This window comes from Bacteroides sp., assembly GCF_028690125.1.
Lineage (GTDB): Bacteria > Bacteroidota > Bacteroidia > Bacteroidales > Bacteroidaceae > Bacteroides.
The window spans coordinates 141,794-168,267 of record NZ_JAQVBV010000001.1 but is presented as its reverse complement, the minus strand read 5'-3'; the positions used below and the strand labels follow the sequence as shown (position 1 = coordinate 168,267).

Sequence of the window (26,474 nt, the reverse complement as noted above, 5' to 3'; positions counted from 1 at the left end):
TCACTCCAAGGTCTTCTTTTGTTCTTTTCGTGATCACTTCTCCATTGCCATTATCCACCCAGTACTCGTTTGATATGACATCTTTTCGTTTATCTCTATTTTCATAGGCGTCATATAGCTTTGAGAAACATTGAAATATTGTGCCCATCCTTTACCCTGATAGTAGAAAGGAGTAGGATTGTTATCTTTATCTACTTTCAAAGCATCGTTTGGAGTAGCCAGTATAGATAATGTGAAAAAAATGCCACTACTGTCGCCACCGTCTGCCGAAGGATCGCAACTTACAGCCATGCTAATTTCACAGTTAAAATTATTCTTGGCTTTGTACATATCTATATACGGATTATTTCATTCAGTAAATAGCGTATACCGGCCAGCTGCTTTTAGTTCTTCATACATTTCCTTTGCTTTTTAATAATACTTATCCATGTAATCTCCTTCGGTCAAAAAGTGTTTCATCATACAGAGCCTGGCATAACCTACTGTATATCGTCCTCTTTCATTGACTTTTTCCGGGAGATTCTTGATAGCTGCATCAAAATCATTATAAACCCAGATGCACATTTCACCCAGTGACGGTCTGACAAGGTTATTTAAAGCAGTGACACATCTCCATTTCTACTTTCATAATTATGTTTAGAACATAAACATGGCAACTGCTACAATACGATTGTTGCAAACAGCATGTGTGTCTATAACTTTGCCATTTGTGCGTTCTACAGAACCATACCAAGCACTACTAAGCGTGTATTCCAATCCGAACTTCCAGTGAGGTACATTATAAGTTAATTCTGCTCCGGCAGTAACCAGTTTATCGAGGTTGGTTCCTGTGCCATAAAGTTTACTACCAGCTTCCAGCTCATCACTTGTTCCCAGATTCTTGGCGTAGCCGACAAAGATTCCAGGTTTCCATTTCTTACCATAAACGGCATTGATCCAAGTACTTGATACCCGTATTGGTGTATATTTCTGTTCTCCTGTACGTTTGTCGGTAGACTTGATTCCAAATCCTCCTAAACCAGAAGCTTGTGTCAGGTTAGAGCCTAAGACAGTTTTTGCACCCAAGAACCAGTCATTATTAGTGTATTTTACGTGAGCCTCATAAGAAAGAGTGGTAATTCGTTCGCTTACTTTATAAGTATGGCCGTTCTCTCCGGTAGCTTGTGTACGTGGCTTTAGTGACAGCAGTTCAATGCCCACACCCGCTAGCAAACCTTCTGACTTGTAATCTGCACCTACATAGATTTCGGGCAGACAACTATTTTTGATATAATCCTGGCTTTTACCCACCGGTCCTTGTGAAAGATATTGAGACTGCCAAACGAGAGCACCTGTCAGTTGGTAATTTTTATCTGAATAGCGATAGCGAATCTGTGGAGAACGACTAAAAGGTTGGAACGGAGCTCCTGTGGCAAGATTCAGGATTTGTGGAGAGACATCGCCAAAAAGAGGATGCCAGGTTTGTCCAAGCAGTAGAGCTGAAGTACCCCAATCTAAATTTAGATAAGCGTGGCGAATACGAACAGTAGAGTACGAAGTGCCTGATCCCCGGAAGTCAGCTTCTATTTTGGCAGAGGTTTTTGCTGTACCTAGTTTGGGACCGGCAACATCCACTCCTAAGCGGGAATAAAGAATATAGAAACTACCATTTGCAGTACCGTTCAGGTCATTTCCATCATCATCAAGTACTTTGTCTTTGGGATACATATAGAATAGTCCGTCTACAGTTTCTTCATTGGCGCGACTGTTGTAGAAGATGTCAGTACGGACTTGTCCGTAGAATTTGTAACTAAAATCTTTCAGTTGAGCAAAACTGTTAGTTACAAACAATATACTCAAAGCAATAATAATGTATTTCTTCATAATGCGTTTGTATATAAACGGGTGCAAAAGTACAAAAATCTATTTGCTTTTGAGATTTTGATGTGGAGATATTCTTAAATAACTGCAAATACAATGTTCCTATTGTAAATAATAAGGTCGTCTATAATGAGATTTTAATCCCTTATAGACGACCTTATTATTCTATCGAACTAGTGATTACATACGTTTATAAATCTTCTTGTTATAAATATCGCCATATTCATCTTTTCCTTTAACTTCAATAATCAATTGTTTGGAATTAGCCGACAGTAATCTAGCGGTAATATTTTCGTCAAAATAATCTTCTGATGCCAATTTATTCCCTTCCAAAGTGAACTCATCTGTTCCATCAAGATTCCATTTATTATAATAATAATAACTAGTTACTGAATAAGTGTTATCAGATATTTTTGATATAACTATTTTCTCACAGTCTGTTGTAGGATTAGAGGCATCATAGTCGAAATTCCAAGGATGTTTTCCCTCTTCGTCATATGAGTAACCTTCGTCGTGAGTTGTTATCCATGTTCCTTCTAATTGTTTTACGTCAATTTCGTCGTCATCATCTGAGCAAGCAGAGAAACTAAATACACTTGCCATTAAGGCAATCATAAATAAATACTTCTTCATAATTTTTCTTTTTAATTAAATATGCACAAATGTAGATAGTATTTTATATATTATTGTCTCTTTTAATGTTAAAAATATTAGCTCGTGATTTTTATTCTACAGTTTTTCTTTTTAGAATAAAGCCTTGTTTAAAAGGTTGTTTACTGCAAGCCGGTATTTATCGATACGATTGCTTTTGTGTATAGCTTTTAATGATTTCTTATCTGCTTCAGGAAGAAGATATTCCCAGAATGCTTTCAACTTATTTAACACTTGTACTTCACCTCCGTTGAGTTGTTGCTCATAATATTGAAAAAGCATGGTGTGCATTTCTCGTATTTTTTCTGCCATTTCATCAGAAGACAGTTTCCTCCCTTCCCGATATTCTAAAGCCAGGGCCGGGTTAGCGAGTAATCCGCGTCCTATCATAATACCCTTTAATGTGGGGTACTGATTATGAATGGATTGAATGTCTTCTATCCTTTTGATGTCTCCATTATAAATTAGTGGATGATTACAAAGACTTTGGAAGTTAGCAAAACTTTTCAAGTCTACATCTCCCTTGTATTGTTGTTTGCCTATTCTTGGATGTATTGTTATCTGACGTAATGGAGTATTATTCAATAAGTCAATTAGTTGCATACATTCATTGGGATTCTCCCATCCTAATCTCATCTTTACGGAAAAACTGATTTGAGGATATTTTGCAACGATACTTAGTAGTGCTTTGACTTCACTGGGGTAAGGAAGTATTCCGGAACCATTATGCCGTTTAGCTAATAATGGAAAAGGGCAACCTAAATTGATATCTGCATCTTTATAACCTTTCTCGATGAAAAGGGCTAAAATTGTTTCTGCCTTTTCGGGCGAGGAGGCAATAAGTTGAGGAACCAAGTGCGGTAAATGATTATTGTCTGGCTCGATATCACGTATGTCTTTTTTGCGGAAATTACCTTTTTCTAGACGTACAAATGGAGTATAATAAGTATCTACACCTCCAAAGCAGGTGGCATGCGCATTACGGTAAATGGCTTCTGTATAGCCTTGTAATGGAGCGAAGTGAATGGGAAGAGTCTCTTGCATCGGGTTCTTTTTCCTGCAAAGATACGTAAAGTAAAAGATAGGAACGACACGATCTCTCTTTCTTTTGGTGTTAAATTGATTAAACTCTGATTATGGTAAATAAATTGTTTTTATTTCAATTTCGGTAGGCTTATTAATAGAAAGTAACTACATTTGTCTACATTTCAAATGAAAGAAATATGAAAGTAAAGAAAATTAGTGCTGCTAACATAGAGGCTTCTGCACTTCCCGGTTTATTTGATGAAGAAAAAATCGATTTTCAACCGATTCAATATGTTAATTGGGCTGCATATCCATATAAACCTAAAGTAAGTTTTCGAGTGGCTCATACGAAGGATGCTATTTTATTGCATTTCAAAGTGAAAGAAGCAAGTGTGCGTGCTAAATATGGCGAGGATGACGGCTCTGTATGGACCGATTCCTGTGTTGAATTTTTTTTAATACCGGCAAATGACGGAGAGTATTATAATATAGAATGTAATTGTGCGGGAACAATCTTGATCGGTGCCGGTGCTACCCGTAATGGGCGCGAACGTGCTCCGAAAGAGATTACGTCACTTGTACAGCGTTGGGCTAGTTTGGGAAGAGAACCTTTTGAAGAACGTGTGGAAGATACATCTTGGGAGGTTGCTTTAATTATTCCTTATGCTGTGTTCTTTAAACATCAAATTGATTCGCTGGATGGAAAGCTTATTAAAGCTAACTTTTATAAATGCGGAGATGAACTACAGACTCCTCATTTTCTATCATGGAGCCCAATCGATATAGAGAATCCGGATTTCCATCGTCCTGACTTCTTTGATACATTGGAATTTGAATAACTCATTTCATTGATAATAAAGAGCACTACAAACAGATAAAACTATATCTTTAAAAAAGGTGGCTATCTTATAAGAAAATGCCACCTTTTTTATGAATAGTAACTATGTGTTATTTTACAATTCCTCTTTCCGAACTCTTGACAAAGTTTAGGATGTTTTCTATTTCTTCGCTCATAGGTACCTGATCTGCAATTTTTTGGATTGCATCCTGTACGCTGAAGTTTCCTTGATAAATCAGACGATAGGCATTGGCAATATGACGGAGGATTCTCTCTGTCGTATTATGGTGCTGTGACAGAACTACCGCATTAACTCCATGATAAGCAACAGGATTTCCTGACATAATCACATATGGCGGCACATCTTTGGAGATACGACAACCACTTTGTACAAGCGTCCAACTACCTATGTGACAGTATTGATGAAGTGTAACGTTTCCGCTCAGGATAGCACAATCATCCAATATACATTCTCCTGCAATGGTGGTTCCGATACCAACTACACAATTGTTGCCAATTTGCACATCGTGACAGAGGTGTACTTTGTCCATCAGGTAATTCCCATCTCCTATTTTTGTAGCATTCCCGGCGAAAGTTGCACGGCTGATTACTACATTCTCACGGATATCGTTCTTATCTCCAATAATTAAGTTACTTTCTTCTCCTGTATAGTGAAAGTCTTGGGGTTCCGCCCCCAGAACTGCATTCTGATGTATCTTGTTTCCTTTCCCTATTTTTGTTCCTTTTAGGATACTGACAAAAGACATGATAACACAGTCATCTCCTATTTCCACGCCCTTTTCGATGTAAGCAAAAGGTTGAATCGTTACATTATTACCTACTTTTGCTTCAGGGTCTACATAAGCTAACGGACTAATCATAATAGTATATGTTTAAAGTTAATCTTCTCTTCCACCGCCTAATGCCTGATAGAGGTTTACTACTGCTTGCATCTGGTCGAATGTGTCGGATACCTGAGAAATCTGTGCACTCAAGTGAGATTGTTGAGCTGATAGAACTTCCAGATAAGTTGAAGTCCCTAAGTTAAACAATTCTTTCGTATCATTAGCAGCTTTTTCTGCAGATTCTACCTGTATTTTTCTGGCTTCTGCCTTTTCACTGGTTGTTTGATATAAACTCAATGCGTTGCTGACTTCACTTCCGGCATTCAATAATGCTTGCTGGAATGCCAGTTTAGCTTCTTCTTCCTGTGCTTTGGCTATTTTTAGTTTGGCTATGTTGGAACCATTATAAAACAATGGTTGGGTTAAAGAACCGATGGCAGTTGCCAGGAATTTGCCCGGATTGATAATTGCCGAACCTGCACTATTAGTCCATCCTGCCGAACCGCTCAACGTAATCTTTGGGTAAAAATTGGAACGTGCAGTATTGGTATTGTAATAAGAAGCCGCTAAAGCCATTTCTGCAACTTTGATGTCCGGACGGTTCGAAAGCAACTGTAAAGGAACACCTACTGAGAATTCACTTGGCAGCGATTGTGATTCTAATGTACTACGTTTGATACCTTGTGGAGCTTGGCCAAGTAAAACAGATAAAGAGTTTTCGACTTCACGTATACTCTGTTGGATGTCCGGCAAAGAGGCAAGTACCTGAGCATATGCAGCTCTGCTTTGTTCTACACCAGCTCTGTTGATATTATACATTGCACCTTCTTTCATGGCTTCCATCGCTTCTGTATTACGTTTCAGAATATCTGCTGTTGCACGGCTGATCTCCAGCTGTTTGTCTAACATCATCAACGTATAATACATATTGGCAACATTGGCTATGATTTGTGTTTGAACAGCTTGGCGGTAGGCTTGCATCTGCTTAACAGTTACTTCTGCACCTCTTTTAGCATTTAATATCCCACCAAACAAACTTATTTCCCAACTGGCTGCTACCGGAAGAGAGTAAGTCTTGGAAGCAGCTTTATGATTGAAGCTGCTGATTGTACCTTGCGGTGATAAAGCCAGTGAAGGGGCGTAGGCCAATTTGGCTGCAAGTAGAGGAGCTTGCGCTTCTTTTACTCTTAAAATAGCGGATTGTAAGTCTGTATTCTGCTTCAATCCCAATTCAATGAGTGATTGAAGTTGCGGGTCGGTAAATACAGTCTTCCATGGTAGATTACCGAAATTAGTCGTATCCGAAACTAATGTATCGTTCACCGCTACCGGGTCACGATACAGTCCGGAAGTAGTGATGTCTTCGGGTCTGTCATATGACTTATAGATGTGGCAGCTACTCAGGAGAGCAGTTGCACACAACATATATATAATCTGTTTCTTCATATCGAATTTCATTATTTAGCGTATTGTTCAATCTCAGTCTTGGCATCTGTATTGTCGATATCTTCCCATTCCATCGGTTTAACCTTCTCTTGCAGATATTGGAAGACAACAAACAAAGCAGGAACAATAAAGATCTGGCAAATCATACCGATTAACATACCGCCGATGGAAGCTGTACCCAATGTGCGGTTGCCGTGAGCACCTACACCGAATGCGAACATCAACGGAAGCAAACCTACAACCATAGCGAGTGATGTCATTAAAATAGGACGGAGACGAGCACCCGCACCCAGAACGGCTGCCCAAGTAATACTCATACCCATCTTACGACGGTCGAGAGCGAACTCTACAATCAGGATCGCATTTTTCGCCAACAGACCCATCAACATGATCAATGCAATCTGCATATAAATGTTGTTGGACATCGTTCCCAGAATCATCTTCAATGACGATATATTACCGATGGCACTCATTCCATTAACGAATAAGAAGCTACCTAGCAAACCGAATGGAATGGAGAGTAATACAGCCAACGGGAGAATATAACTTTCGTATTGTGCACTTAGCAATAGATAAACGAATACGAAACAGAGAATAAAGATTAAACCTGTCGTACTGCTGCTACTTTGTGCTTCCTCACGTGCCATACCTCCTAACTCATAAGTATAACCTGTCGGAAGATTCTGTTGTCCTACTTCGGAAAGTGCCTGTAAAGCCTGGCCGGAAGTATAACCGGGAGCAGGAGCAACCATAACTTTCATTGAGGTGTACATATTGAAACGGCTGATGATATCAGGTCCGTATACTTTCTCCACAGATATAAACTGGCTGATAGGTGCCATTTCTCCACTGTTGTTACGAACCTTGATGTTTTTCAAAGATTCAAGATTCTTACGTGACAATGGATCCGACTGGATCATTACACGGTACATTTTACCAAAACGGTTAAAGTTGGATGCATACAAACCTCCATAATATCCTTGCATGGTAGTAAGGATGTCATTTGGGCTGATGCCTGACTTCTTACAAACAGCTGCGTCAATATCGATCATATATTGGGGGAAGTTTGGGTTAAAAGAGGTCTTTGCCGAGTTGATTTCCGGACGTTTTTCCAATGCTGCCGTATAATCATTAACTACATCAAAGAATTTATTCAATTCACCACCCGTTTTATCCTGCATATTTACTTCAATATCTGTAGATGCTGAATAACCAGGGATCATCGGAGGTGCAAAGAATAATACCTGTGCTTCTTTAATAATTTTCTGTGCACGCATATATAAGGTAGCAACAATGAGATCGGAGTTTTGCATAACAGAACGATCGTCCCAATCTTTCAATTTAATAATGAAAGAACCATAGGAAGGTCCCTGGCCACCGATAAAACTGAATCCGGAAATCAATGTGCGCGATGCTACGGCAGGGTCGGAAGCGATCAAACTATCAACGCGTGCCAATATTTGTTCAGAACGGTCTTGTGATGTACCCGGAGGCAATGTTACTGCTCCCATCAATGTACCGGTATCTTCATTAGGTACCATACCTGTTGGCGTAGTTCCCATAAAGAATATAAGCAATACGATAGAAATAGCTACCAATCCCAAAGACAGCCACTTTTTCTGAATGAAGAACAATACGCGTTTCTTATATCGTTTCAGGATAGAATCATATGCTGCATTGAAAGAGGTATGGAAACGATCTACAAATGTTTTTTTCTTATTTTCATGTTCACCTCCGGTATGTGGTTTCAGGAATATGGCACAAAGAGCCGGGCTCAAAGTCAAAGCATTCAATGCAGACAAACCAATAGCGATTGCCATGGTCAGACCGAACTGACGGTAAAATGTACCTGCTGTACCACCCATGAAACTTACAGGGACGAACACTGCCATCATGACTAATGTGATAGAAACGATAGCGCCTCCCAGTTCACGCATTGCGTCGATTGATGCCTGGCGGGCGGATGTGTAACCTTGATCTAACTTGGCATGCACACCCTCGACGACCACAATCGCATCATCCACCACTATGGCAATTGAGAGGACCAGAGCACATAAAGTCAGCAAGTTCAAACTAAATCCAATCAATGACAGGATAAAGAAGGTACCGATCAAGGCTACCGGAATGGCAATAGTCGGGATTAATGTAGAACGTAAATCCTGTAAGAAGATATAAACGACGATGAACACCAATATAAATGCTTCGATCAAAGTCTTCAATACTTCATGGATAGAAGCGAATAAGAAGTCGTTTGCATTCATTGAGACATTTAGCTTCAATCCTGCAGGCAGGGTTTTAGATGCGTCATCCAAAAGATTTTCTATATCGGTAATAGTCTGGGTTGCATTAGTACCTGCCATCTGATAAACGATACATGTTACAGCCTTATGTCCGTTTACACGGTTGGTAAAGTTATACCCCAAACGGTCTAATTGTATCTCTGCAATATCTTTCAGACGAAGGACTTCGCCACTCGGCTGCGACTTGATAACGATATTTTCAAACTCTTCCGGTTGTTGCAAACGTCCTTTGTAACGGATTGTATATTGGAAAGTCTGATTACTGCGTTCACCAAACTGACCCGGAGCTGCTTCGATGTTCTGTTCTGCCAATGCAGCAGCTACGTCATTTGGAATCAGTTTATATTGAGCCATTACGTCCGGACGTAACCAAATACGCATAGAGTAGTCCTGTCCCATTACGTTGGCATCACCTACACCTTGCACACGTTGAACCTGCGGAATCAAATTAATCTTGGCATAGTTCTCGATAAATGAGTTGGAATAAGTGTCGCTTTCATCGTAAAGTGAGAATACGACCAACATGGAAGTCTGGCGTTTTTGAGTGGTTACACCGACTTTGGTAACTTCGGCCGGTAATAATCCCTGTGCCATGGAAACACGGTTTTGCACATTGACAGCTGCCATATCCGGATCAGTTCCTTGTTTGAAATATATAGATATCTCACCGGAACCGGTGTTGGATGCACTGGAAGTCATGTACATCATATTTTCTACACCATTAATCTGTTCTTCCAGTGGAGCAATCACGGAGTTCAATACAGTCGATGCACTTGCACCCGTATAAGTAGCTCTTACCGATACGGTAGGAGGTGCGATGTCCGGATATTGGGTGATAGGTAGTGTTACCAATCCAATAGCACCCAGAATAACTATCAAAATTGAAATAACAGTTGATAGTACCGGACGGTTAATAAAATTATCTAATTTCATACGATTGTCTGATTATTAGTTGAAAGCAGTGGCTATGTTGCCGTCGTGTTGATCTTTCAAAGCCTGTTGATAGTTCGCTTCTTTCTGTGCCTGAGTGATAGGCTGTATTTTCATTCCGTCTTTCAGGGTTTGTACGCCTTCTATAACGATCTTGTCTCCAGAATTCAAACCGGAAGTAACTAAGTAATCTTTTCCGTTATCCAGGTTGAAAATGGTAATTTCTGTATATTTAACAGTGTTGTCCGGTTGTAAAATATAAACGAATTTCTTGTCTTGGATTTCAATCGTTGCTGACTGCGGAATGTTAATGGCATTTTCCATATTATAAGGAATCTGAATATTAGCACTACCACCACTATGTAGAATATGATTATCATTAGGGAACTTGGCACGCATAAGCACAGAACCGTTTTCGATGACTCCGGTTACTATTTCAATTTTTCCTTCTGCATTAAACATTGACCCATCTATCAGTTGCAGTTTTACAGCCGGCAGTTTGTTAAGTTCTTCTTTAATGTTACCGCTTTTAGCCATGGTCAAAAGTTCTTTCTCTGTCATGTTGAAATATACATTAACTTCTCCCAATTCAGATACTGTAGTCATTGGAGTTGCCGTAGAAGGACTTACCAATGCTCCTAAACGAAAAGGAATTTTGTTTATGATGCCCTCTGTCGGACTTTTTACTTGAGTGAAAGATAAATTTTGCTGAGCAGTAGTTAGTTGTGCTTGTGCTTGTGCTAATTGTGCTTGTGCTTGTGCTAATGTGTTTTCTGCCATTGACAAATCATAGTCACTGATAATCTGCTTCTTGTTCAAATCACGTTTGTTATCAACCGTTATTTGCTGTGTTTTTACCGCTGCTTCTGCTGTTTTGATAGCAGCTTTTGCAGTACGTACTGCAGCTTCATATTGAACGGGATCAATGATGAACAGTACTTGTCCTTTGCGGACAGTAGCTCCTTCGTCTACGCACAGTTTAGTGATAAATCCCGATACTTGCGGGCGGATTTCAACATCTTGTTTTCCTTCGATTGTAGCAGGATGAGAAGATATTAAAGATGCGGTGCTCTTTTGTACTTCCTGTACTGCAAATTCAGGGACTTTTCCCGTATCGTTTCCCTTATTGCCACAACTAGACAAAAGGGCTACGCAAAATGCAAATAAAACAATTCTACTTTTCATACTTAATTATTTATCTGTTTTTTTAATGATTATGCGTTTGTTGCCGGCGTGTAATTCAATGAGTAAGATAGGTGATTAAAGGAAACAGCCGAAAACTGATTGGGGGAAATCAGTTTCCGACTGCAAAAGTACTTCAAATTCAGTATTCTTGTACTCTGATATGGTGTTTTTTAACTATGTTTTTACTTCAGTTTATGAAATACCGGAGTCATAATAAAACTAAACTCATAATCTTGATATGGAAGGCGGTATTTTTCTAATGGTATTGCCCCCCAACTATTAACACATGCCAAACCCGTTTGCACCTTATCAATGCAGAAGTTTGTAAAGTTCGCTTTCTCTGCCTCCGGTGAATGTCGTTGGTCTTTGTTACTGCCATCATCCAATGACTCAATAGTGTAGTTTAATGCGGATGCAGAGAATGGAGCATCTGACACAAACTGCAATCCATTACCACCTATATTCAGTAACCTCCACCACCGGATATCTGTTTTTGTACCTGTTTCCTGTGGTCGGATATAGGGATAGAATTGCTCTTCTACCGTTTGACGGTATTTACCAATTGTTGCAGCATGGTTACGGTCAGAATAATTTTCTATTGGCCCTCTACCATAATATTCTACCATATCAAAGGAAATAGGCATACGAAGTTGCATACCAAAACGGAACATTTCAGATACTTTCTGATTTTGATCTGCGGTCATTTTCTGTGTCACTTTCACCGCTCCTTCATTATTAATATTATAAGTAAGGAACAACTTACCTCCCATTGGCTTCATGTCATATTCTGCGCGAACAACTGCTTGGTCATTTTCGATAGTAGGTTTCAATGACGTTAGTTTCAGTTCCGGATTCTTCCAAATGGCATATTTATGTTGCAAGTTAGCCCCAAAATCATTATCTGTTGGAGCCCGCCAAAAGTTAGGGATCAGGTTACTACCTTTTTCCATTAACTGCATCCCGTCTACATCATAGCGACAAAGATATCCATCGTGTTTGTTGAATTCCAAAGTAAAGTCTTGACCGGTAACGATCAGATAGTTTTGATCATTATCCCGGATAGTCGGTATAGTAACAGCAACATTAGAAGCTTGCTTATTCTCTAATTTGAGTTCGGGAATTTTATAATCACGGATACTTAATTGATCATAAGCAACCACTTCTCCTGCCGGAAGTAAAGTTTCTGCTGTTTTAAGCTTATAATTTACATTAAGAAGTAACTCTTTGGAAGAACAGATTTTCTTAGTATCGAATGGGATTTGTAACTTAACAGTTTGTTGAGGAGCAACTTTTAAATCGGAAACAATACCTGTTTGCATGACTTCCCCATTTGCTAACAGCGTCCATTCCATGTAGAAATCAGACAGGTCGCGAAAGAAGTTCTCATTATAGATGTTGATTTCGCCTTTAGTAAGATCACCCGGAGTTGTCCAGATATTCTGATAAAAATAACTAACTTCGTATGCGTGTGGATTCGGAACACGGTCAGGACTGATCAGACCATTGTCGCAGAAGTTGAAGTCGGAAGCATCGTATTTATTGAAGTCACCTCCATAGCCATATATGTTCACACCATCTTTGTTCTTCCAGTGACAGGATTGATCAACGAAATCCCATATAAATCCACCTTGATATTTCGGATATTTACGGATGATATCCCAATATTCTTTGAATCCGCCTTGAGAATTACCCATAGCATGTGCGTATTCACATTGAATCAATGGTTTCTGAATGTCTCCTTCGGAATATTTGATACAATGGTCATAATCTAAATACATCGGGCAATAAATATCCGTAAACTCACTGGTTCCGGCCTGTTCATATTGTACAGCGCGTGTCTTGTCTTCGTTCTTAATCCAGGTATAACATACTTCGAAGTTTGGTCCCATACCGGCTTCATTGCCTAATGACCAGAAAATGATAGAAGGATGATTGTAACTACGTTGAACATTACGTTGGTTACGTTCCATATGAGCCTTGGCATAAGCCGGATTTTTAGCAAGAGTATTGTCACCGTAACCCATTCCGTGAGATTCGATATTGGCTTCGGCCACTACATATATTCCATACTGGTCGCAAAGATCATACCAACGATTATCATCCGGATAATGGCAAGTGCGTACAGCATTGATGTTTAGTTTCTTCATTACCTGAATATCTTGTAGCATACGTTCAAGAGAAACCACATAACCATCATCCGGGTCCATTTCATGACGATCCGCTCCTTTAAAAAGTACCGGCTGACCATTTACAAGAATCTGACCACCTTTCAATTCTATTTTGCGGAAACCTATTTTGATGGGGATTACTTCAATCACTTTGTCGGCATCTTTTAAAGTGGCTGTTAATGTGTAAAGATTTGGAGTTTCAGCAGTCCATTTGGCCGGGTTTGAGATGGAAAGGTTAGTGTTCAGTTTACCGGAACCTTTCAGGTTGGCAGTGGCTACACTGTTTCCTTGTGTATCTGACAAATTAATAGCTACAGTTCCGTTCCCTTTTAAGTCGATAGCAATATCTAAAGTTCCATCTTTGTACTGGCTATCTAAATCAGGAGTGATACGAATATCCTGAATGTGCTTATTGTCACGCACATAAAGGTAACAGTCTCGTCCTACACCGGAATAACGGAAGAAGTCCTGATCTTCTAAGTAACTACCGTCACACCAACGGAATACCTGAAAGGCAATCAGGTTTTTGCCGGGCTTCAGATAATTGGTCAGGTTAAATTCTGCTTCTAGTTTACTATCTTCACTATAACCCACATAACGTCCGTTTACCCAAAGGTACATATTGGAAGTCACAGAACCAAAATGGGCAATTATTTCTTTTCCTTTCCAATCGTCAGGAAGGATAATTTCTTTTCGGTAAGAGCCTACATGATTATTTGCAATAGGGACTTCAGGGGGATTGTTTTTAAACTGGTTTCTCCAAGCGTATCCGATATTTAGGTAAATCGGATCACCATATCCGTTTAACTCCCATACACCCGGCACTTTAAGGTTGTTCCAGCCTTTATCATTAAAATTTGTCTGATAAAAGTCTATTGGGCGTGCATCTGCATCTTTTACCCAGTTGAATTTCCACAGACCGTTGAGTGTCATGAAATTCTTAGAATTTTCCTTTGTGCCGGCTTGTGCTTCATCAACTGATGCATAGGCAAAATAATTAGAGTGCATGGGGGAGCGGTTTACGGCATTTATTTCCGGATCTTTCCACTCGTTGAAGGTTTGTGCTTGAATGGCTGTCAGTCCCAGTGCAGCTAAACAGCAAGAAAGTAGTTGTTTCTTCATGGGTTTTTGTATTAGGTTTGAATTTCCGGAGTCAAAGATAGGCAATTATTGAAAAGTAAAAGACAAATAATTACTCAATTAAAGCTACAATTGAATAAAATCGTTAGAAAATATAATAAGTAAACCATTGAGAATCGATTATTGCCCATTTTAAGTGGGAAGAGAAGGAAACATACTTTCTCTCTCTTTTGTTATTTATCAGAGTATATTTAATTCATTTGGTAGGAATATAAATACAGGAAGGTCAGTATATTTGTCCACCATGCTAGCCGTATATCCCCGGAACGATGTATATATATTGCCACCAAACAGGTACTGAATATACTTTAAACCGGCTTTGAAATGAAGGAAATAGCTTGTAATATTGGCAATGAATTCTTACAGAACCTGAGATTTTTAATAAATTAGCTAGAAAGTTAGTGTTTATTGATGAAGAACCTTTATTTTTGCAACATGTTACAAATTGAGAATCAAAAGATAAAGCATATAGTTCGCAGAGTTTTACCGGTATTAATGCTGGTAGCTGTGATATACTCCTGTGCAAGCATAGGACAACCGATGGGTGGAGATGAAGATCACACTCCTCCGCGTTTTGTCAGTAGCACCCCCGCAGCTGGTGCTGTGAATGCTAAAAAAAATAAGATAAATCTTGTTTTTGATGAATTCATCAAGATTGAGAAAGCAACAGAAAAAGTGGTAGTTTCCCCTCCTCAGATTCAACAACCTGAGATTAAGGCTGCAGGGAAGAAAATACAAGTGAACCTGCTTGATTCTCTGAAAGAAAATACGACTTATACAATTGACTTTTCCGACGCTATTGTAGATAACAATGAAGGCAACCCATTGGGAAATTTTGCATTCACTTTTTCCACGGGAACACACATTGACACAATGGAAGTTTCCGGAACCGTAGTTGATGCCTCTAATCTCGAACCTATAAAAGGGATGTTGGTCGGATTACATTCCAATCTCAATGATTCGGCTTTTACCAAACTACCTTTCGACCGTGTAGCCCGTACTGATAGTCGCGGGCGTTTCTCTATTCGCGGAATAGCTCCTGGTAAATATCGTATCTATGGATTGATGGACGCTGACCAGAATTTTACTTTTAATCAAAAGAGTGAAATGATTGCTTTCAACGATTCTCTTGTCATCCCCACGATGGAAGAGCGAATGCATATGGATACAACATGGGTAGATTCATTGACTTATGATACAATCATTGAAAAGAGGTATACTCATTATCTGCCGGATAATCTTATTCTCCGTGCTTTCAAAGAACATAATAACTCTCAGTACCTGATAAAATCCGAACGGCTTGTCCCCCAGAAATTTACTCTTTACTTTGCAAACAAGGCAGATTCTTTGCCTGTGATGAAAGGATTAAATTTCGATGAAAAGGAAGCTTTTGTTATAGAGAAGACTCAGCGTAATGATACTATTCATTATTGGGTGAAAGATTCCATATTGTTTAAGCAAGATACACTTGCTCTCAGTCTGACCTATCTTTATACAGATACATTGAATCAGTTAGTTCCCCGTAAAGATACACTACGGCTTGTATCGAAGCAGAAATTGGCTAAAGATGAACCTGAGAAGAAGAAAAAGAAGAAAAAGAAAGACGACGAGGAAGAAGTAGAGCCAACAAAGTTCTTGCCTGTAAAGATAAATGCTCCTTCTTCAATGGACGTGTATGGAACCATATCTCTGACTTTTGATGAACCGATTGCTTACTTTGATAGTGCAGCAATACATTTGCGACAAAAGGTGGATACTCTTTGGAAAGATGTGACTTTCGAGTTTGAACAAGATTCTATTGACCTTAAAAAGTTCAATTTATATTATGATTGGATACCTACTACTGAATATGAGTTTGCGGTGGATTCTACTGCTTTCCACGGTATTTATGGCTTGTTTACAGATAAGATAAAACAAGGATTTAAAGTTCGTAGTGAGGATGAATATTGTACTATTCATTTCAATATAACCGGCGCAGGTCCGCAGGCATTTGTAGAGTTGCTTGACAGTCAGGATAAAGTGGTACGGCGCAGAAAAGTGGTGGATGGTTTTGCTGATTTTTACTTCTTGAACCCGGGTAAATATTGTGCCCGCTTGATAAATGACCGGAATGGAAATGGGGAATGGGATGCCGGAAATTACGAGGAAGGTTTGCAACCGGAAGAAGTTTACTATTATCCTAATATATCTGACTATAAAGCTTTGTGGGAACTAACACAAAACTGGGATATTCATGATACTCCAGTTGAAAAACAAAAACTCGACGAACTTAAAAAACAAAAACCAGATGAAGACAAGAAGAAAAATAGAACTAATCAAAATCGTCGCCGATAATTTGCAGCGGAATTTTGTTGTTGGATTTTTTATACTATTGTTCGGAAGTTTAGCGCTTCCTGTCAAGGCCCAGTGTGAGGCAAAGAATCATGCTTTCCAATCTGGGGAACATGTGATGTATGATCTGTACTTCAATTGGAAATTTGTTTGGGTGAAGGCTGGACTTGCCAGTCTGACAACGAATGCAACCACTTATCATTCAAAGCCTGCATATCGTGTTAATTTACTTGCTTTAGGTAGTAAACGTGCCGACTTCTTTTTTAAAATGCGTGACACCTTGACTTGTATTATGGGTGAGAAACTAGAACCACGTTATTTCCGTAAAGGGGCGGAAGAGGGAAAGCGTTATACCGTTGATGAGGCTTGGTTTACCTATAAGGATGGGCTTTGTTTTGCAAATCAGAAACGTTTTTTTCCGCATACAGGACAAGTCTATGAAGATGAGGCGAGTGACAGTCGGTGTATTTATGATATGCTGACTATTTTGGCTCAAGCCCGTTCTTACGACCCTGCTGATTATAAAGTAGGTGATAAGATTAAATTCCCCATGGCTACGGGACGGAAGGTGGAGGAACAGACTCTTATCTATCGTGGAAAAGAAAATGTGAAAGCAGAAAACGGGGTAACTTATCGTTGTCTGATTTTCTCATTGGTGGAGTATGACAAGAAGGGAAAAGAGAAGGAGGTGATTACTTTCTTCGTATCAGATGATAAGAATCACCTTCCTGTACGTTTGGATTTGTTTCTTAATTTCGGATCGGCAAAAGCATTCCTGAATGATGTTAAAGGCAACCGTTATCCGATGACTTCTATCGTTAAAGATAAATAGGTTTTAGACTTCAAAAGGAACCTTTTGATCTTTTCGGAATACACTTGATTCAAAAGTTGCAATCAATTCTCCATCCTGATTGGTAACGTCTACTTGATAGCATCCCGTACTCCGTCCGATATAGCGTTCTCGAGCTTCTGCATAAAGAGTATCATCCGGACCACTGGCGCGCAGAAATGTAATGTTGGACGAGAGGGAAAAAGCAAGTGTTCCGTGTGAGTTGGCCGCTGCTGCAAGTGCCAAATCTGCTAAAGTAAAGATAGCACCTCCCTGTGTTCGGGCACCCGCATTGAGGTGTTCGGGCTTTATCTGTAACATTGCTTTGCTATATCCTTCGCGTACTTCGAGCAGTACTACGCCTGCATTCTTTGCAAATAAATCGTTCTTGAAGAATTCTTGTGGTGTCATGATTAATTTAAAATTATGTTGTATCAATTTTGAGTTATGAATATTAAATTTATCCCGATTTTATTAGTTCTGAAAAATAACAAAGATAACCTATCCTTCAATAAATACCTAATAAAATGACGCAAATAAAAGAATTTTTGAGTATATTCGGCAGATTATTTACTACTATGGCGCTATTTGTCCGTGAAAACTAAATAGATATGAATACAAATATAAACATTCTGAGAGGTTTCTTACTATTATTTTTTTGCAGTTTTAGTTTATTGAGCTATAGCCAAAACGAGCTAAAAATATTGTCTGACTCACTAAATAATCTTATTGATCATGAGCAGGAATTTATAAACCGGAAAGAAGAAAAGATAAAAAAAATCAAACGAAAACTGAAAGATGTCAGTCTGCTGGAGGAATATAAAGTCAATCTGCAATTGCACGATGAATATAGAAAGTTTAATATTGATTCTGCTGTTTATTATATTAAACGTAATATCAGTATTGCTATCACTTTGGGAGAAAAAGAGTGGGGAATTGACTCCAGTTTGAAATTATCTTTGTTGTATTCTATGGGGGGGATGTATCGGGAGGCGGAGCTTCTTTTGAAAGAAATAGATCCTTCTCAGCTTTCTCAAGAGTTATTATCTGCATATTATGATGCTTATTACCGTTTTTGGGAATATTATGCTATTTCAACTACCCGTAGTAATCAATACCGTTATCAGAAAGAAATGTATCGTAATCTGTTTTTGGCAAATGCAGATCCGACTTCTGTAAATTATAAGGTTGCGGTTATCAATCGTTCGGTAAAAGACCCGAAAGAAGCGGAAAAACAATTGTTGGAATTGTTGGCAGCAGAAGAAGAAGGAAGCCCTGATTATGCTATCATCACTTGTGCACTTGCTACTTTAAACAGTAATAATAATCGTCCGAATCTCGCAAGGAAATATTTTATGCAGTCTGCCATAGCCGACATTATGAATGTTACCCGTGAGAATTTCTCATTACAGCATTTGGCTGTTATTTACTATAATGACAACGATTTGGCAAAAGCTTTCAAGTACACACAAGCAGCAATTGATCAGGCAAGGGCATCTGGCATACAGTTTCGTGCTACACAAATAAATGAATTTTATTCTGTTATCAGTGCTGCTTATCAGGAGAAAGAAGCTAAAGCTAAATCAAGCCTCATTATATTTCTCACACTCATTACTGCTCTCTTTATCTTTTTAGTGGTATTAGTCATTTATACCTATCACCAGATCAAAAAGATAAAGCATATAAAGGAAGCACTCTCTATAAGTAATACGAAATTGCAGGAGCTTAATCATACATTAAATAAAGTCAATGACCAGCTTTATTGTAAGAACCATGAATTACTGGAAACCAATAATGTGAAAGAACAATTTATCGCACAATTCTTTGATTTATGTTCTAATTACATCACTAGAATGGAAGGATACCAGAATTCACTATATAAACTGGCTATTAACCGGAATTATGAGATACTGATTAAAAGACTTAAATCAACAACAAATATTGATGAGGAATTGAATGCTTTATATAGCCATTTTGATAGTATTTTCTTGAATCTATATCCAACATTTGTTGCAGATTTCAATGCATTGTTGAAGGAAGATGAACGAGTGATACCGAAAGCAGGAACATTATTGAATAAAGAACTCCGTATTTATGCTTTGATTCGTATTGGTATTAATGACGGAGCAAAGATATCTAACTTTTTACGCTGTTCGACAAGTACTGTCTATAACTACCGTACTAAAATGCGTAATAAAGCAATTGGGGATAAAGAAAACTTTGAGAATGAAATCTTGCAGATAGGATCAGCGGCTTATTTGCCATCCTGATTTTTAATATCTTAATCTGGTCCTTAAGGAAAGTTCTCACTTAAGAACCAGATTTATAGATCTTTTATTGTAACATCTTACATCTTACGAATCCAAATGTTGCGGAAACTGATAGGCTCGCTAGGATCACCATGGCTTTGCAGCAGAATCGGACCTTCTCCATGTTTTACAACCTTTGGGAATCCAACGTATTCTGTTGTACCTAATATGGTAGTATTGTTCTGCAATACTACACCATTCTGTATAATGGTTACCTGAGGGCGTGTTCTGTACGATCCGTCTTCTTTAAATACAGGAGCTGTATAAATGATATCATACACATTCCATTCACCCGGTTTACGCATAGCATTTGCTAACGGAGCTGTCTGCTTGTAAATACTTCCAGCCTGACCGTTTACGTATGTCGGGTTATTGTAGTTGTCCAATATCTGTATCTCATACATTCCCTGAAGATAAACACCGCTATTTCCACGTCCTTGACCTTCTCCTTTTATTGTTTCAGGAACTCTCCATTCCAAGTGCAATTGGAAACTTTCAAACTTATCTTTAGTCCGAATATCTCCTTTACTCTTGTCTACTGTAAAGATTCCGTCCTTCACTTTCCATTCCGCAGGTCCGCCATTAGAGCTTTCCCATGCAGAAAGGTTTTTACCATCAAATAATATAATAGCATCTGACGGTGCAGTGAAGCCTCCTCCGCGAATTTCTCCGCCCGGAGTAATAACCGGAGGAACCGGTTTGTAAAACTCAGACATTGCAGGCTGCATACCTTCTTGGGCAGAAGCATAGCTACATCCCAAGACTGCCAAACCAATTAATGCAACGATTTTATTTTTCATAACGAATTCTTGTTTTTGAAATGTCGCTTTTTAGTCCAGAACTTTAACGCGGATGTTGCGATACCATACATCGTCACCATGGTCTTGAAGAGCAATGAAGCCTTCTCTGTTCTGACCACCGCAGTTGTTCAGCAGGTCGAAAGCCAAAGGCCATTTCTCTTTGCTAAATTTGCTTTTCTGAAGCATTTCTGTCCATTGTGGAGTCCACAAGTGGTATTCAACAACATTCTCACCATTTTGTCCATGAATAACGGTGCCTTTATAAACCATGATCTTAGTTGTGTTCCATTCGCCGAAAGGCTTAGAGTTTTGAGGAACTGCAGGAATCATGTCATACAAAGAAGCTGACTGACGATTGTTGTCTTTACCTAATTTAGCGTCAGGATGGTTGGCATTATCCAATACCTGATATTCAGGAGCTGAGATGTAAATCGGTTCAAGTCTGTCATTTCCATTTTCGTCTTTAGAAGTAACTTCCTGTGCTAAATAGAAAATACCAGAATTACCTCCCTTAGAAACTTTCCATTCAAGTTCCAATTCAAAGTTTTTAAACTTGTGAGCAAACATCAAATCGCCGCCGTCAGCATCTTGAGCCTCGCCGCCACCGGTACCATTGAATTTGATACATCCATCTTCAATCACCCATTTTCCCGGAACTTTATCTTTACCATATCCACGCCATCCGTTGAATGTCTTACCGTCGAAGATAGTAATATAGCCATCCTTATCAATAGGAAGAGTCAATGAATCAGATTCAGCAGCCTGCAAAGCTTTTGAATAAGAAACAGGTACGGTTGTTGCAGATTCTACACTTTCAGTAACTTCTGCTGTTTTTTTATTACCACCTCCACATGCTGCGAATGTTCCTGCAAGTGCCAGGCAAGCTACTGTATAAAAATACTTTTTCATAATATAATTATATCTTGAATGTGAAATTATTTTATAACTACTCAGATAAACAGAATGACAATCGTTTACCTGAGTAGTTACATTGTTTCGTTATACTCTAATAGTTTATCTATTAAATTTTAGGCATATCAGGCAATTTCCAGCCATCGCGATATGTATGCTTAATCAATTCGGCTGCAAGCTGTTGAGCGTTCATTGGCTCAGTCCAAGACTTGTTGAAAGAAGGATGACCATCATGGATAGTGAAGCCGTCTTTGATACAAGTTTTAACTGTTTCATTGTCTCCGATATTAGTGAATTTCATATTCACACCGTCCCATGCCAATTGTTTGTTCAGAGCCTGTAAACGGATTGCCAATACACCCATTGCAATCATTTCATTGAACGGACCTGCTTCTGAGAAGTCAGATTTAGTCATAACACGGTTTGAAGGGCTTTCTTTACAAGCGCGAACCCAGTCCATTTCGTGAGATGTAGTTACGCGACGGCAAACCTTAGGAGCATTAGGAACACGACCTGACAACAAGAATGGTTCTTCGCCGTAGCAACCGCAAATTAATGTATCTTTTGTTCCGTGGAAAATGGTAAGACCACCACCAGGGCCCATTAATTGTTTTCCTTGAGGGAAACCTTTCGGACGATCAGGCATCATACCGCCATCATACCAATGTATTTCTACTTCCGGCATGGCTACTTTCGCCATATTGTCACGTGCAGGGAAAATCATTTTAACATGTTGCGCTTGCGGAGCACATGCATTCAATAATAGCGTAGATGAACCTTCAACTAATGTTGGGTATTTCAGTTTCAAAGCTTTGAATGGTTGGTGTAAAATGTGACAAGCCATATCGCCCAATGCGCCTGTTCCATAATCCCACCATCCGCGCCAGTTCCAAGGATGATAAATAGAGTTGTACGGATTCAGTTTTGCAGGACCGGTAAACAAATCCCAATTCAATGTGCTAGGAATCTTATCTTCTTTTTCCGGAGCATTCAATCCTTGAGGCCATATAGGACGGTCAGTAGCACATTCTACTTTAGTAATATCACCAATTTCTCCATTCCATATCCATTCGCAAACAAGGTCGGTACCTTGACCTGATGAACCTTGGTTACCCATCTGAGTTACTACTCCTGTAGAAGCAGCCAGATTAGTAAGCAAACGAGATTCGTAAACTGAGTGTGTCAATGGTTTCTGGCAATATACGTGTTTGCCCATTGTCATAGCATCAGCTGTAATGATAGCGTGAGTATGGTCAGCAGTAGCGATGATAACACCATCGATAGATTTGCCCATTTCATCGTACATTTTACGATAGTCATAGTATTTTTTAGCTTTTGGGAATTCATCAAATACACCCTTAGCATATTTCCAGTCTACGTCACAGAGTCCGATAATATTTTCTGTGCCTTTTACTGCGTTAATGTTTGCGTGTCCCATACCGCCGATACCAACGGCAACAAGGTTCATTTTGTCTGATGGAGCAGCGTGTCCATGACTCTTACCCAAAATAGTACTTGGAGCAATTGTTATACCTGCAAGTGCAGCAGCTCCTGTCTTCAGAAAGTCTCTTCTTGAAATGTTTGACATGATTTTCTACATTTAAAGTTGTTTATAAATATAAATTAACGATTGTTTCTTAGTAGTCCATAGCCGTTTTTCATTGTACGTCTTCTTTCGCGAATCTGTTCAAGGGTGTCCAGAGTACCGATAGCTGGTAACTCATGTGATTTTGCATCCCGTAAGAACTTCCATGCATATTCAGATGCGATTGCAGAGTCGCGTAATGTCGGGAGTTGAGGTGATAATTTACCTTGCTCGATACTGTCGGCGAACAAGTCACACATCACATCAATATTCTTTCCGCCGAATGGCTTTTCTATCCGGAGTGTTTTATTGACTCCATGCAAATCGACCACGGCCGTTTTAAAATCGTGTGTCATTCGAACGATACCTTTCGTTCCAATTAAATCGACATATGAGTTGTGTGTCTGATCCTTTGAGAGCTGGCCGTATACAAATCCTTGTGTGATATCAAAAACGATTCCATTCTCGAAGGTTCCGTGACACTGTACCCACCATGGCTCTTTGTAGCTCCACATATCGATAGCTTGTGCGTGCCAGGTTTTGTAGTTACTTCCGGCATACCAATGTGCTATATCCACATAGTGCATACCACAGTCGTGGAATGAAGGACCTTCATATTCATGTCCTTCTCCCGGTGCAAGACCCGGAGTCATGTGGCAAATTCGGATAATAGCCAATTCGCCTAGTTCACCTTCCTCGATGAATTGTTTCATCTGGTGGTGGTACCATGAATTATGAAGATATAAATTAACGGTAGAAAGTACATTTGACCGTTCTGTCATATTAACGACGTCCCATTCTCTTTCTACTGTATCAGCAATCGGCTTTTCAGATATGATATGTTTTCCATATTGAATAGCCTTTTCTATCTGTTCTTTTCGGAAATTCGCTAACGTGCAAAGTGCTACAACTTGTACACTTTCATCTTTAAATACTAATAGCTCGTCAGCTACCACCTGAGATTCAGGAGAAAGCTTTTCTGCAAGTTTTCTTGCTTCTGGATCTACGTCACAGATGTAAGCTACATCCCATCTTCCACTTTTCTGCATTTCTTGCAAGTAGAAGCCTCCCATTCTGCCAAAGCCTATAAGCCCAACTCTAATCCGTGTAGTTCCCATGATTTTGATATTTTTCTATGATATATGATTATAAGTATCTTATTATATATTTCTCAAAAGCCTTGATCGCTTTTAAAAGATTGCATCACAAAAATAATGGAATCATAGCTACTTTATTTACTGTATATGGGTTTGTGTAGATGGGTGCATTTATTAAAATATTTATAATCAATGTGTTGAGTGGAAATAATATCGAAAAAATGTAGATTGGTTATAATCAAAAAATCGCCATTTCATCTACTTTTTTAGACCTGTTTTTGTCTTTTTCCTAAAATAATGTTTTTAAATCTTTCTTTTCATGAAGAACAGGGGGTAGCTATAATGCGTATTCGTTAATCAATTAAGATTGGTACCTCACTTAGCTATACTGATTTTTACTTCCTTGAAGTGTTAATGCGTAAAAGAGATTTGGAGAACCTTTTGTTGCAAATGGCAAACCGTGAGAGTGGAATTCAAGTGAATCCGCACATCCCCATCTATTTCATGATTTGGACGGACTTATCCCTTTTATTAAGGTAGCAATGATAATGATAAAACATGGTATATTACCAATGATGAAGTATTATGGAAAAAATAGCAAATCCTATTAAAAGAGGTAGTTTCTTTGTTTTATATCTGGTTCGCAGTATCTGTTATAAATAAGATTCCCTTCATTCCTATTCTGATATCAGAAGTGAAATGAAGGGAATTTTTATGTTTTTAGTAGTGGTATGCTTCTTATTTATTCAGTCTCCATTCAAAACCGTCTTTTGTGTCTTTTATCTCAAAACCAAGTGCGGTTAAAGTATTACGGATTTCATCAGAAGTAGTCCAATCCTTATTAGCTTTCGCTTTCATACGTTGTGCCAGCAGCATATCTACTACTTTGCCGTAAGCGGCTTCACGACCATCAGAAGAACCTTTTTCTTCTTTTAATCCCATGATATCGAAGCAGAATAAGTGGAAAGTATCTTTCAGTTCTTTCAAATCTTCGGCAGAGATAGTTGCATTGCCGGCGATAACATTGTTGATGATACGTGCTCCTTCAAAGAGTTGTGCAATAACAATCGGAGTGTTCAGGTCATCATTCATCGCCTCATAACATTTCTCACGAATCTCTTTTATGTTGATTCCTTCTGAAGTAGCCGTGGCAGGTGTGATTTTTCTTAGTCCTTCTACAGCTTCCATCAAACGCAATAATCCTTTTTCCGAAGCTTGTAGTGCCTCGTTACTGAAATCGACTGTGCTACGGTAGTGAGCTTGCAGAATGAAGAAACGAATGGTCATCGGAGTATAAGCTTGTGCCAATAACTTATGAGTACCTGTGAAGAATTCATCCAGTGTAATGAAGTTTCCAAGTGATTTGCCCATTTTCGTTCCATTGATGGTGATCATATTGTTATGCATCCAGTAGTGAACCATATCGTCACCTTGCGAAGCTACTGACTGTGCAATCTCGCATTCATGGTGTGGGAAGATCAGGTCCATACCTCCACCATGTATGTCGAAATGCTCACCCAGGTACTTACGTCCCATAGCTGTACATTCGGCGTGCCATCCGGGGAAACCATCACTCCAGGGAGAAGGCCAGCGCATGATATGTTCCGGTTGTGCTTTCTTCCACAGAGCGAAGTCGGCAGGATTACGCTTTTCACTTTGACCGTCAAGATCGCGGGTAGTATTCAATACGTCATCCAGGTTACGACCGGATAATTTGCCGTAATGGTAGTCTTTATTGTATTTGGCAACGTCGAAGTATACGGAACCTTCGCTTTCATAGGCATAACCTGCATCCAGAATCTTCTGTACGAGCTGAATCTGCTCGATAATATGACCCGAAGCGTGCGGTTCGATGCTTGGAGAGAGTACGTTGAGTTCTTCCATTGCTTTATGATAACGGTTCAGATAATACTGAACTACTTCCATCGGTTCCAATTCTTCCAGACGCGCTTTCTTGGCGATTTTATCTTCCCCTTCGTCAGCATCATGCTCCAGATGGCCTACATCTGTAATGTTGCGTACATAACGAACTTTATATCCTATATGTGTCAGGTAACGGAAGAGTACATCGAATGTAATAGCAGGACGAGCGTGTCCGAGATGGGCATCACCGTAAACGGTCGGTCCGCAGACATACATTCCAACGTGTGGAGCGTGAAGCGGTACAAACTGTTCTTTCTTTCTATCTAACGTGTTGTAAATGGTAAATTGATGTTCCATAA

The 26,474-nt window shown here is 39.2% G+C and carries 20 protein-coding genes; 4 read left to right on the top strand and 16 right to left on the bottom strand.

The window, feature by feature from the left end:
• Window positions 1-33: 33 nt before the first annotated feature.
• The 5 genes from PHO71_RS00670 to PHO71_RS00650 all read right to left on the bottom strand — a co-directional run bounded on the left by PHO71_RS00670 (window position 34) and on the right by PHO71_RS00650 (window position 3,555).
• Window positions 34-291, bottom strand: a complete 258-nt coding sequence (locus PHO71_RS00670) for a hypothetical protein (protein WP_300197414.1) — start codon at window positions 289-291, stop codon at window positions 34-36.
• A gap of 120 nt (window positions 292-411) precedes the next feature.
• On the bottom strand, window positions 412-564 hold the full coding sequence (locus tag PHO71_RS00665) for a hypothetical protein (protein WP_300197411.1): 153 nt from the start codon (window positions 562-564) through the stop codon (window positions 412-414).
• A 72-nt stretch (window positions 565-636) separates the two neighbouring features.
• Window positions 637-1,863: a DcaP family trimeric outer membrane transporter gene (locus tag PHO71_RS00660; RefSeq protein ID WP_300197408.1), complete on the bottom strand. Its 1,227-nt coding sequence runs from the start codon at window positions 1,861-1,863 to the stop codon at window positions 637-639.
• A gap of 177 nt (window positions 1,864-2,040) precedes the next feature.
• A complete protein-coding gene (locus tag PHO71_RS00655; RefSeq protein ID WP_300197405.1) occupies window positions 2,041-2,493 on the bottom strand; it encodes a hypothetical protein in 453 nt (150 codons plus the stop codon).
• Window positions 2,494-2,604: 111 nt separating this feature from the next.
• Window positions 2,605-3,555: a tRNA-dihydrouridine synthase family protein gene (locus tag PHO71_RS00650; RefSeq protein ID WP_300197402.1), complete on the bottom strand. Its 951-nt coding sequence runs from the start codon at window positions 3,553-3,555 to the stop codon at window positions 2,605-2,607.
• Between the two features lie 179 nt (window positions 3,556-3,734).
• Between PHO71_RS00650 and PHO71_RS00645 the strand changes: the two genes are divergently transcribed.
• Window positions 3,735-4,376, top strand: a complete 642-nt coding sequence (locus PHO71_RS00645; protein ID WP_300197398.1) for a carbohydrate-binding family 9-like protein — start codon at window positions 3,735-3,737, stop codon at window positions 4,374-4,376.
• A 109-nt stretch (window positions 4,377-4,485) separates the two neighbouring features.
• On the opposite strand, the gene lpxA is transcribed toward PHO71_RS00645, so the two are convergent.
• The 5 genes from lpxA to PHO71_RS00620 all read right to left on the bottom strand — a co-directional run bounded on the left by lpxA (window position 4,486) and on the right by PHO71_RS00620 (window position 14,371).
• Window positions 4,486-5,256: an acyl-ACP--UDP-N-acetylglucosamine O-acyltransferase gene (gene lpxA / locus PHO71_RS00640; RefSeq protein WP_300197395.1), complete on the bottom strand. Its 771-nt coding sequence runs from the start codon at window positions 5,254-5,256 to the stop codon at window positions 4,486-4,488.
• An 18-nt stretch (window positions 5,257-5,274) separates the two neighbouring features.
• A complete protein-coding gene (locus PHO71_RS00635) occupies window positions 5,275-6,666 on the bottom strand; it encodes a TolC family protein (protein ID WP_300197392.1) in 1,392 nt (463 codons plus the stop codon).
• A gap of 11 nt (window positions 6,667-6,677) precedes the next feature.
• Entirely contained in the window at window positions 6,678-9,899 is a 3,222-nt protein-coding gene (locus tag PHO71_RS00630; protein ID WP_300197390.1) for an efflux RND transporter permease subunit, read from the bottom strand.
• 15 nt (window positions 9,900-9,914) lie between these two features.
• The gene (locus PHO71_RS00625; RefSeq protein WP_300197387.1) at window positions 9,915-11,081 is read right to left on the bottom strand and encodes an efflux RND transporter periplasmic adaptor subunit; all 1,167 of its coding nucleotides are present in this window, start codon (window positions 11,079-11,081) and stop codon (window positions 9,915-9,917) included.
• Between the two features lie 182 nt (window positions 11,082-11,263).
• On the bottom strand, window positions 11,264-14,371 hold the full coding sequence (locus tag PHO71_RS00620) for a glycoside hydrolase family 2 TIM barrel-domain containing protein (protein WP_300197385.1): 3,108 nt from the start codon (window positions 14,369-14,371) through the stop codon (window positions 11,264-11,266).
• Window positions 14,372-14,824: 453 nt separating this feature from the next.
• Here PHO71_RS00620 and PHO71_RS00615 point away from each other — a divergent pair, with 453 nt between their 5' ends.
• Window positions 14,825-16,723: an Ig-like domain-containing protein gene (locus PHO71_RS00615; RefSeq protein WP_300197382.1), complete on the top strand. Its 1,899-nt coding sequence runs from the start codon at window positions 14,825-14,827 to the stop codon at window positions 16,721-16,723.
• The gene (locus PHO71_RS00610) at window positions 16,677-17,552 is read left to right on the top strand and encodes a DUF3108 domain-containing protein (RefSeq protein ID WP_300197379.1); all 876 of its coding nucleotides are present in this window, start codon (window positions 16,677-16,679) and stop codon (window positions 17,550-17,552) included. Before PHO71_RS00615 ends, PHO71_RS00610 begins: the two co-directional genes overlap by 47 nt.
• 3 nt (window positions 17,553-17,555) lie before the next feature.
• On the opposite strand, the gene PHO71_RS00605 is transcribed toward PHO71_RS00610, so the two are convergent.
• On the bottom strand, window positions 17,556-17,960 hold the full coding sequence (locus tag PHO71_RS00605; RefSeq protein WP_300197375.1) for a PaaI family thioesterase: 405 nt from the start codon (window positions 17,958-17,960) through the stop codon (window positions 17,556-17,558).
• 293 nt (window positions 17,961-18,253) lie between these two features.
• Here PHO71_RS00605 and PHO71_RS00600 point away from each other — a divergent pair, with 293 nt between their 5' ends.
• Window positions 18,254-19,819: a DUF6377 domain-containing protein gene (locus tag PHO71_RS00600; RefSeq protein ID WP_300197372.1), complete on the top strand. Its 1,566-nt coding sequence runs from the start codon at window positions 18,254-18,256 to the stop codon at window positions 19,817-19,819.
• A gap of 77 nt (window positions 19,820-19,896) precedes the next feature.
• On the opposite strand, the gene PHO71_RS00595 is transcribed toward PHO71_RS00600, so the two are convergent.
• The 5 genes from PHO71_RS00595 to cysS form a co-directional block, all read right to left on the bottom strand.
• Window positions 19,897-20,658 carry a DUF1080 domain-containing protein gene (locus PHO71_RS00595; protein ID WP_367279871.1) on the bottom strand — a complete coding sequence of 254 codons (762 nt, stop codon included), beginning with the start codon at window positions 20,656-20,658 and terminating at the stop codon, window positions 19,897-19,899.
• Between the two features lie 30 nt (window positions 20,659-20,688).
• A complete protein-coding gene (locus PHO71_RS00590) occupies window positions 20,689-21,567 on the bottom strand; it encodes a DUF1080 domain-containing protein (RefSeq protein WP_300197369.1) in 879 nt (292 codons plus the stop codon).
• Window positions 21,568-21,679: 112 nt separating this feature from the next.
• Window positions 21,680-23,158, bottom strand: a complete 1,479-nt coding sequence (locus tag PHO71_RS00585) for a Gfo/Idh/MocA family oxidoreductase (RefSeq protein WP_300197366.1) — start codon at window positions 23,156-23,158, stop codon at window positions 21,680-21,682.
• Between the two features lie 35 nt (window positions 23,159-23,193).
• Window positions 23,194-24,273 (bottom strand): Gfo/Idh/MocA family oxidoreductase, encoded by a 1,080-nt coding sequence (locus PHO71_RS00580; protein WP_300197363.1) that lies wholly within the window; start codon window positions 24,271-24,273, stop codon window positions 23,194-23,196.
• A 717-nt stretch (window positions 24,274-24,990) separates the two neighbouring features.
• The gene (cysS, locus tag PHO71_RS00575) at window positions 24,991-26,472 is read right to left on the bottom strand and encodes a cysteine--tRNA ligase (protein WP_300197360.1); all 1,482 of its coding nucleotides are present in this window, start codon (window positions 26,470-26,472) and stop codon (window positions 24,991-24,993) included.
• Window positions 26,473-26,474: the final 2 nt, after the last annotated feature.

Excerpts from the sequence above, each read along its gene's own strand:
- PHO71_RS00670 (WP_300197414.1), bottom strand. The coding sequence starts at position 291 with ATGGCTGTAAGTTGCGATCCTTCGGCAGACGGTGGCGACAGTAGTGGC.
- PHO71_RS00665 (WP_300197411.1), bottom strand. The coding sequence starts at position 564 with ATGTGCATCTGGGTTTATAATGATTTTGATGCAGCTATCAAGAATCTC.
- PHO71_RS00660 (WP_300197408.1), bottom strand. The coding sequence starts at position 1,863 with ATGAAGAAATACATTATTATTGCTTTGAGTATATTGTTTGTAACTAAC.
- PHO71_RS00655 (WP_300197405.1), bottom strand. The coding sequence starts at position 2,493 with ATGAAGAAGTATTTATTTATGATTGCCTTAATGGCAAGTGTATTTAGT.
- PHO71_RS00650 (WP_300197402.1), bottom strand. The coding sequence starts at position 3,555 with ATGCAAGAGACTCTTCCCATTCACTTCGCTCCATTACAAGGCTATACA.
- PHO71_RS00645 (WP_300197398.1), top strand. The coding sequence starts at position 3,735 with ATGAAAGTAAAGAAAATTAGTGCTGCTAACATAGAGGCTTCTGCACTT.
- lpxA (WP_300197395.1), bottom strand. The coding sequence starts at position 5,256 with ATGATTAGTCCGTTAGCTTATGTAGACCCTGAAGCAAAAGTAGGTAAT.
- PHO71_RS00635 (WP_300197392.1), bottom strand. The coding sequence starts at position 6,666 with ATGAAGAAACAGATTATATATATGTTGTGTGCAACTGCTCTCCTGAGT.
- PHO71_RS00630 (WP_300197390.1), bottom strand. The coding sequence starts at position 9,899 with ATGAAATTAGATAATTTTATTAACCGTCCGGTACTATCAACTGTTATT.
- PHO71_RS00625 (WP_300197387.1), bottom strand. The coding sequence starts at position 11,081 with ATGAAAAGTAGAATTGTTTTATTTGCATTTTGCGTAGCCCTTTTGTCT.
- PHO71_RS00620 (WP_300197385.1), bottom strand. The coding sequence starts at position 14,371 with ATGAAGAAACAACTACTTTCTTGCTGTTTAGCTGCACTGGGACTGACA.
- PHO71_RS00615 (WP_300197382.1), top strand. The coding sequence starts at position 14,825 with ATGTTACAAATTGAGAATCAAAAGATAAAGCATATAGTTCGCAGAGTT.
- PHO71_RS00610 (WP_300197379.1), top strand. The coding sequence starts at position 16,677 with ATGAAGACAAGAAGAAAAATAGAACTAATCAAAATCGTCGCCGATAAT.
- PHO71_RS00605 (WP_300197375.1), bottom strand. The coding sequence starts at position 17,960 with ATGACACCACAAGAATTCTTCAAGAACGATTTATTTGCAAAGAATGCA.
- PHO71_RS00595 (WP_367279871.1), bottom strand. The coding sequence starts at position 20,658 with ATGAAAAATAAAATCGTTGCATTAATTGGTTTGGCAGTCTTGGGATGT.
- PHO71_RS00590 (WP_300197369.1), bottom strand. The coding sequence starts at position 21,567 with ATGAAAAAGTATTTTTATACAGTAGCTTGCCTGGCACTTGCAGGAACA.
- PHO71_RS00585 (WP_300197366.1), bottom strand. The coding sequence starts at position 23,158 with ATGTCAAACATTTCAAGAAGAGACTTTCTGAAGACAGGAGCTGCTGCA.
- PHO71_RS00580 (WP_300197363.1), bottom strand. The coding sequence starts at position 24,273 with ATGGGAACTACACGGATTAGAGTTGGGCTTATAGGCTTTGGCAGAATG.
- cysS (WP_300197360.1), bottom strand. The coding sequence starts at position 26,472 with ATGGAACATCAATTTACCATTTACAACACGTTAGATAGAAAGAAAGAA.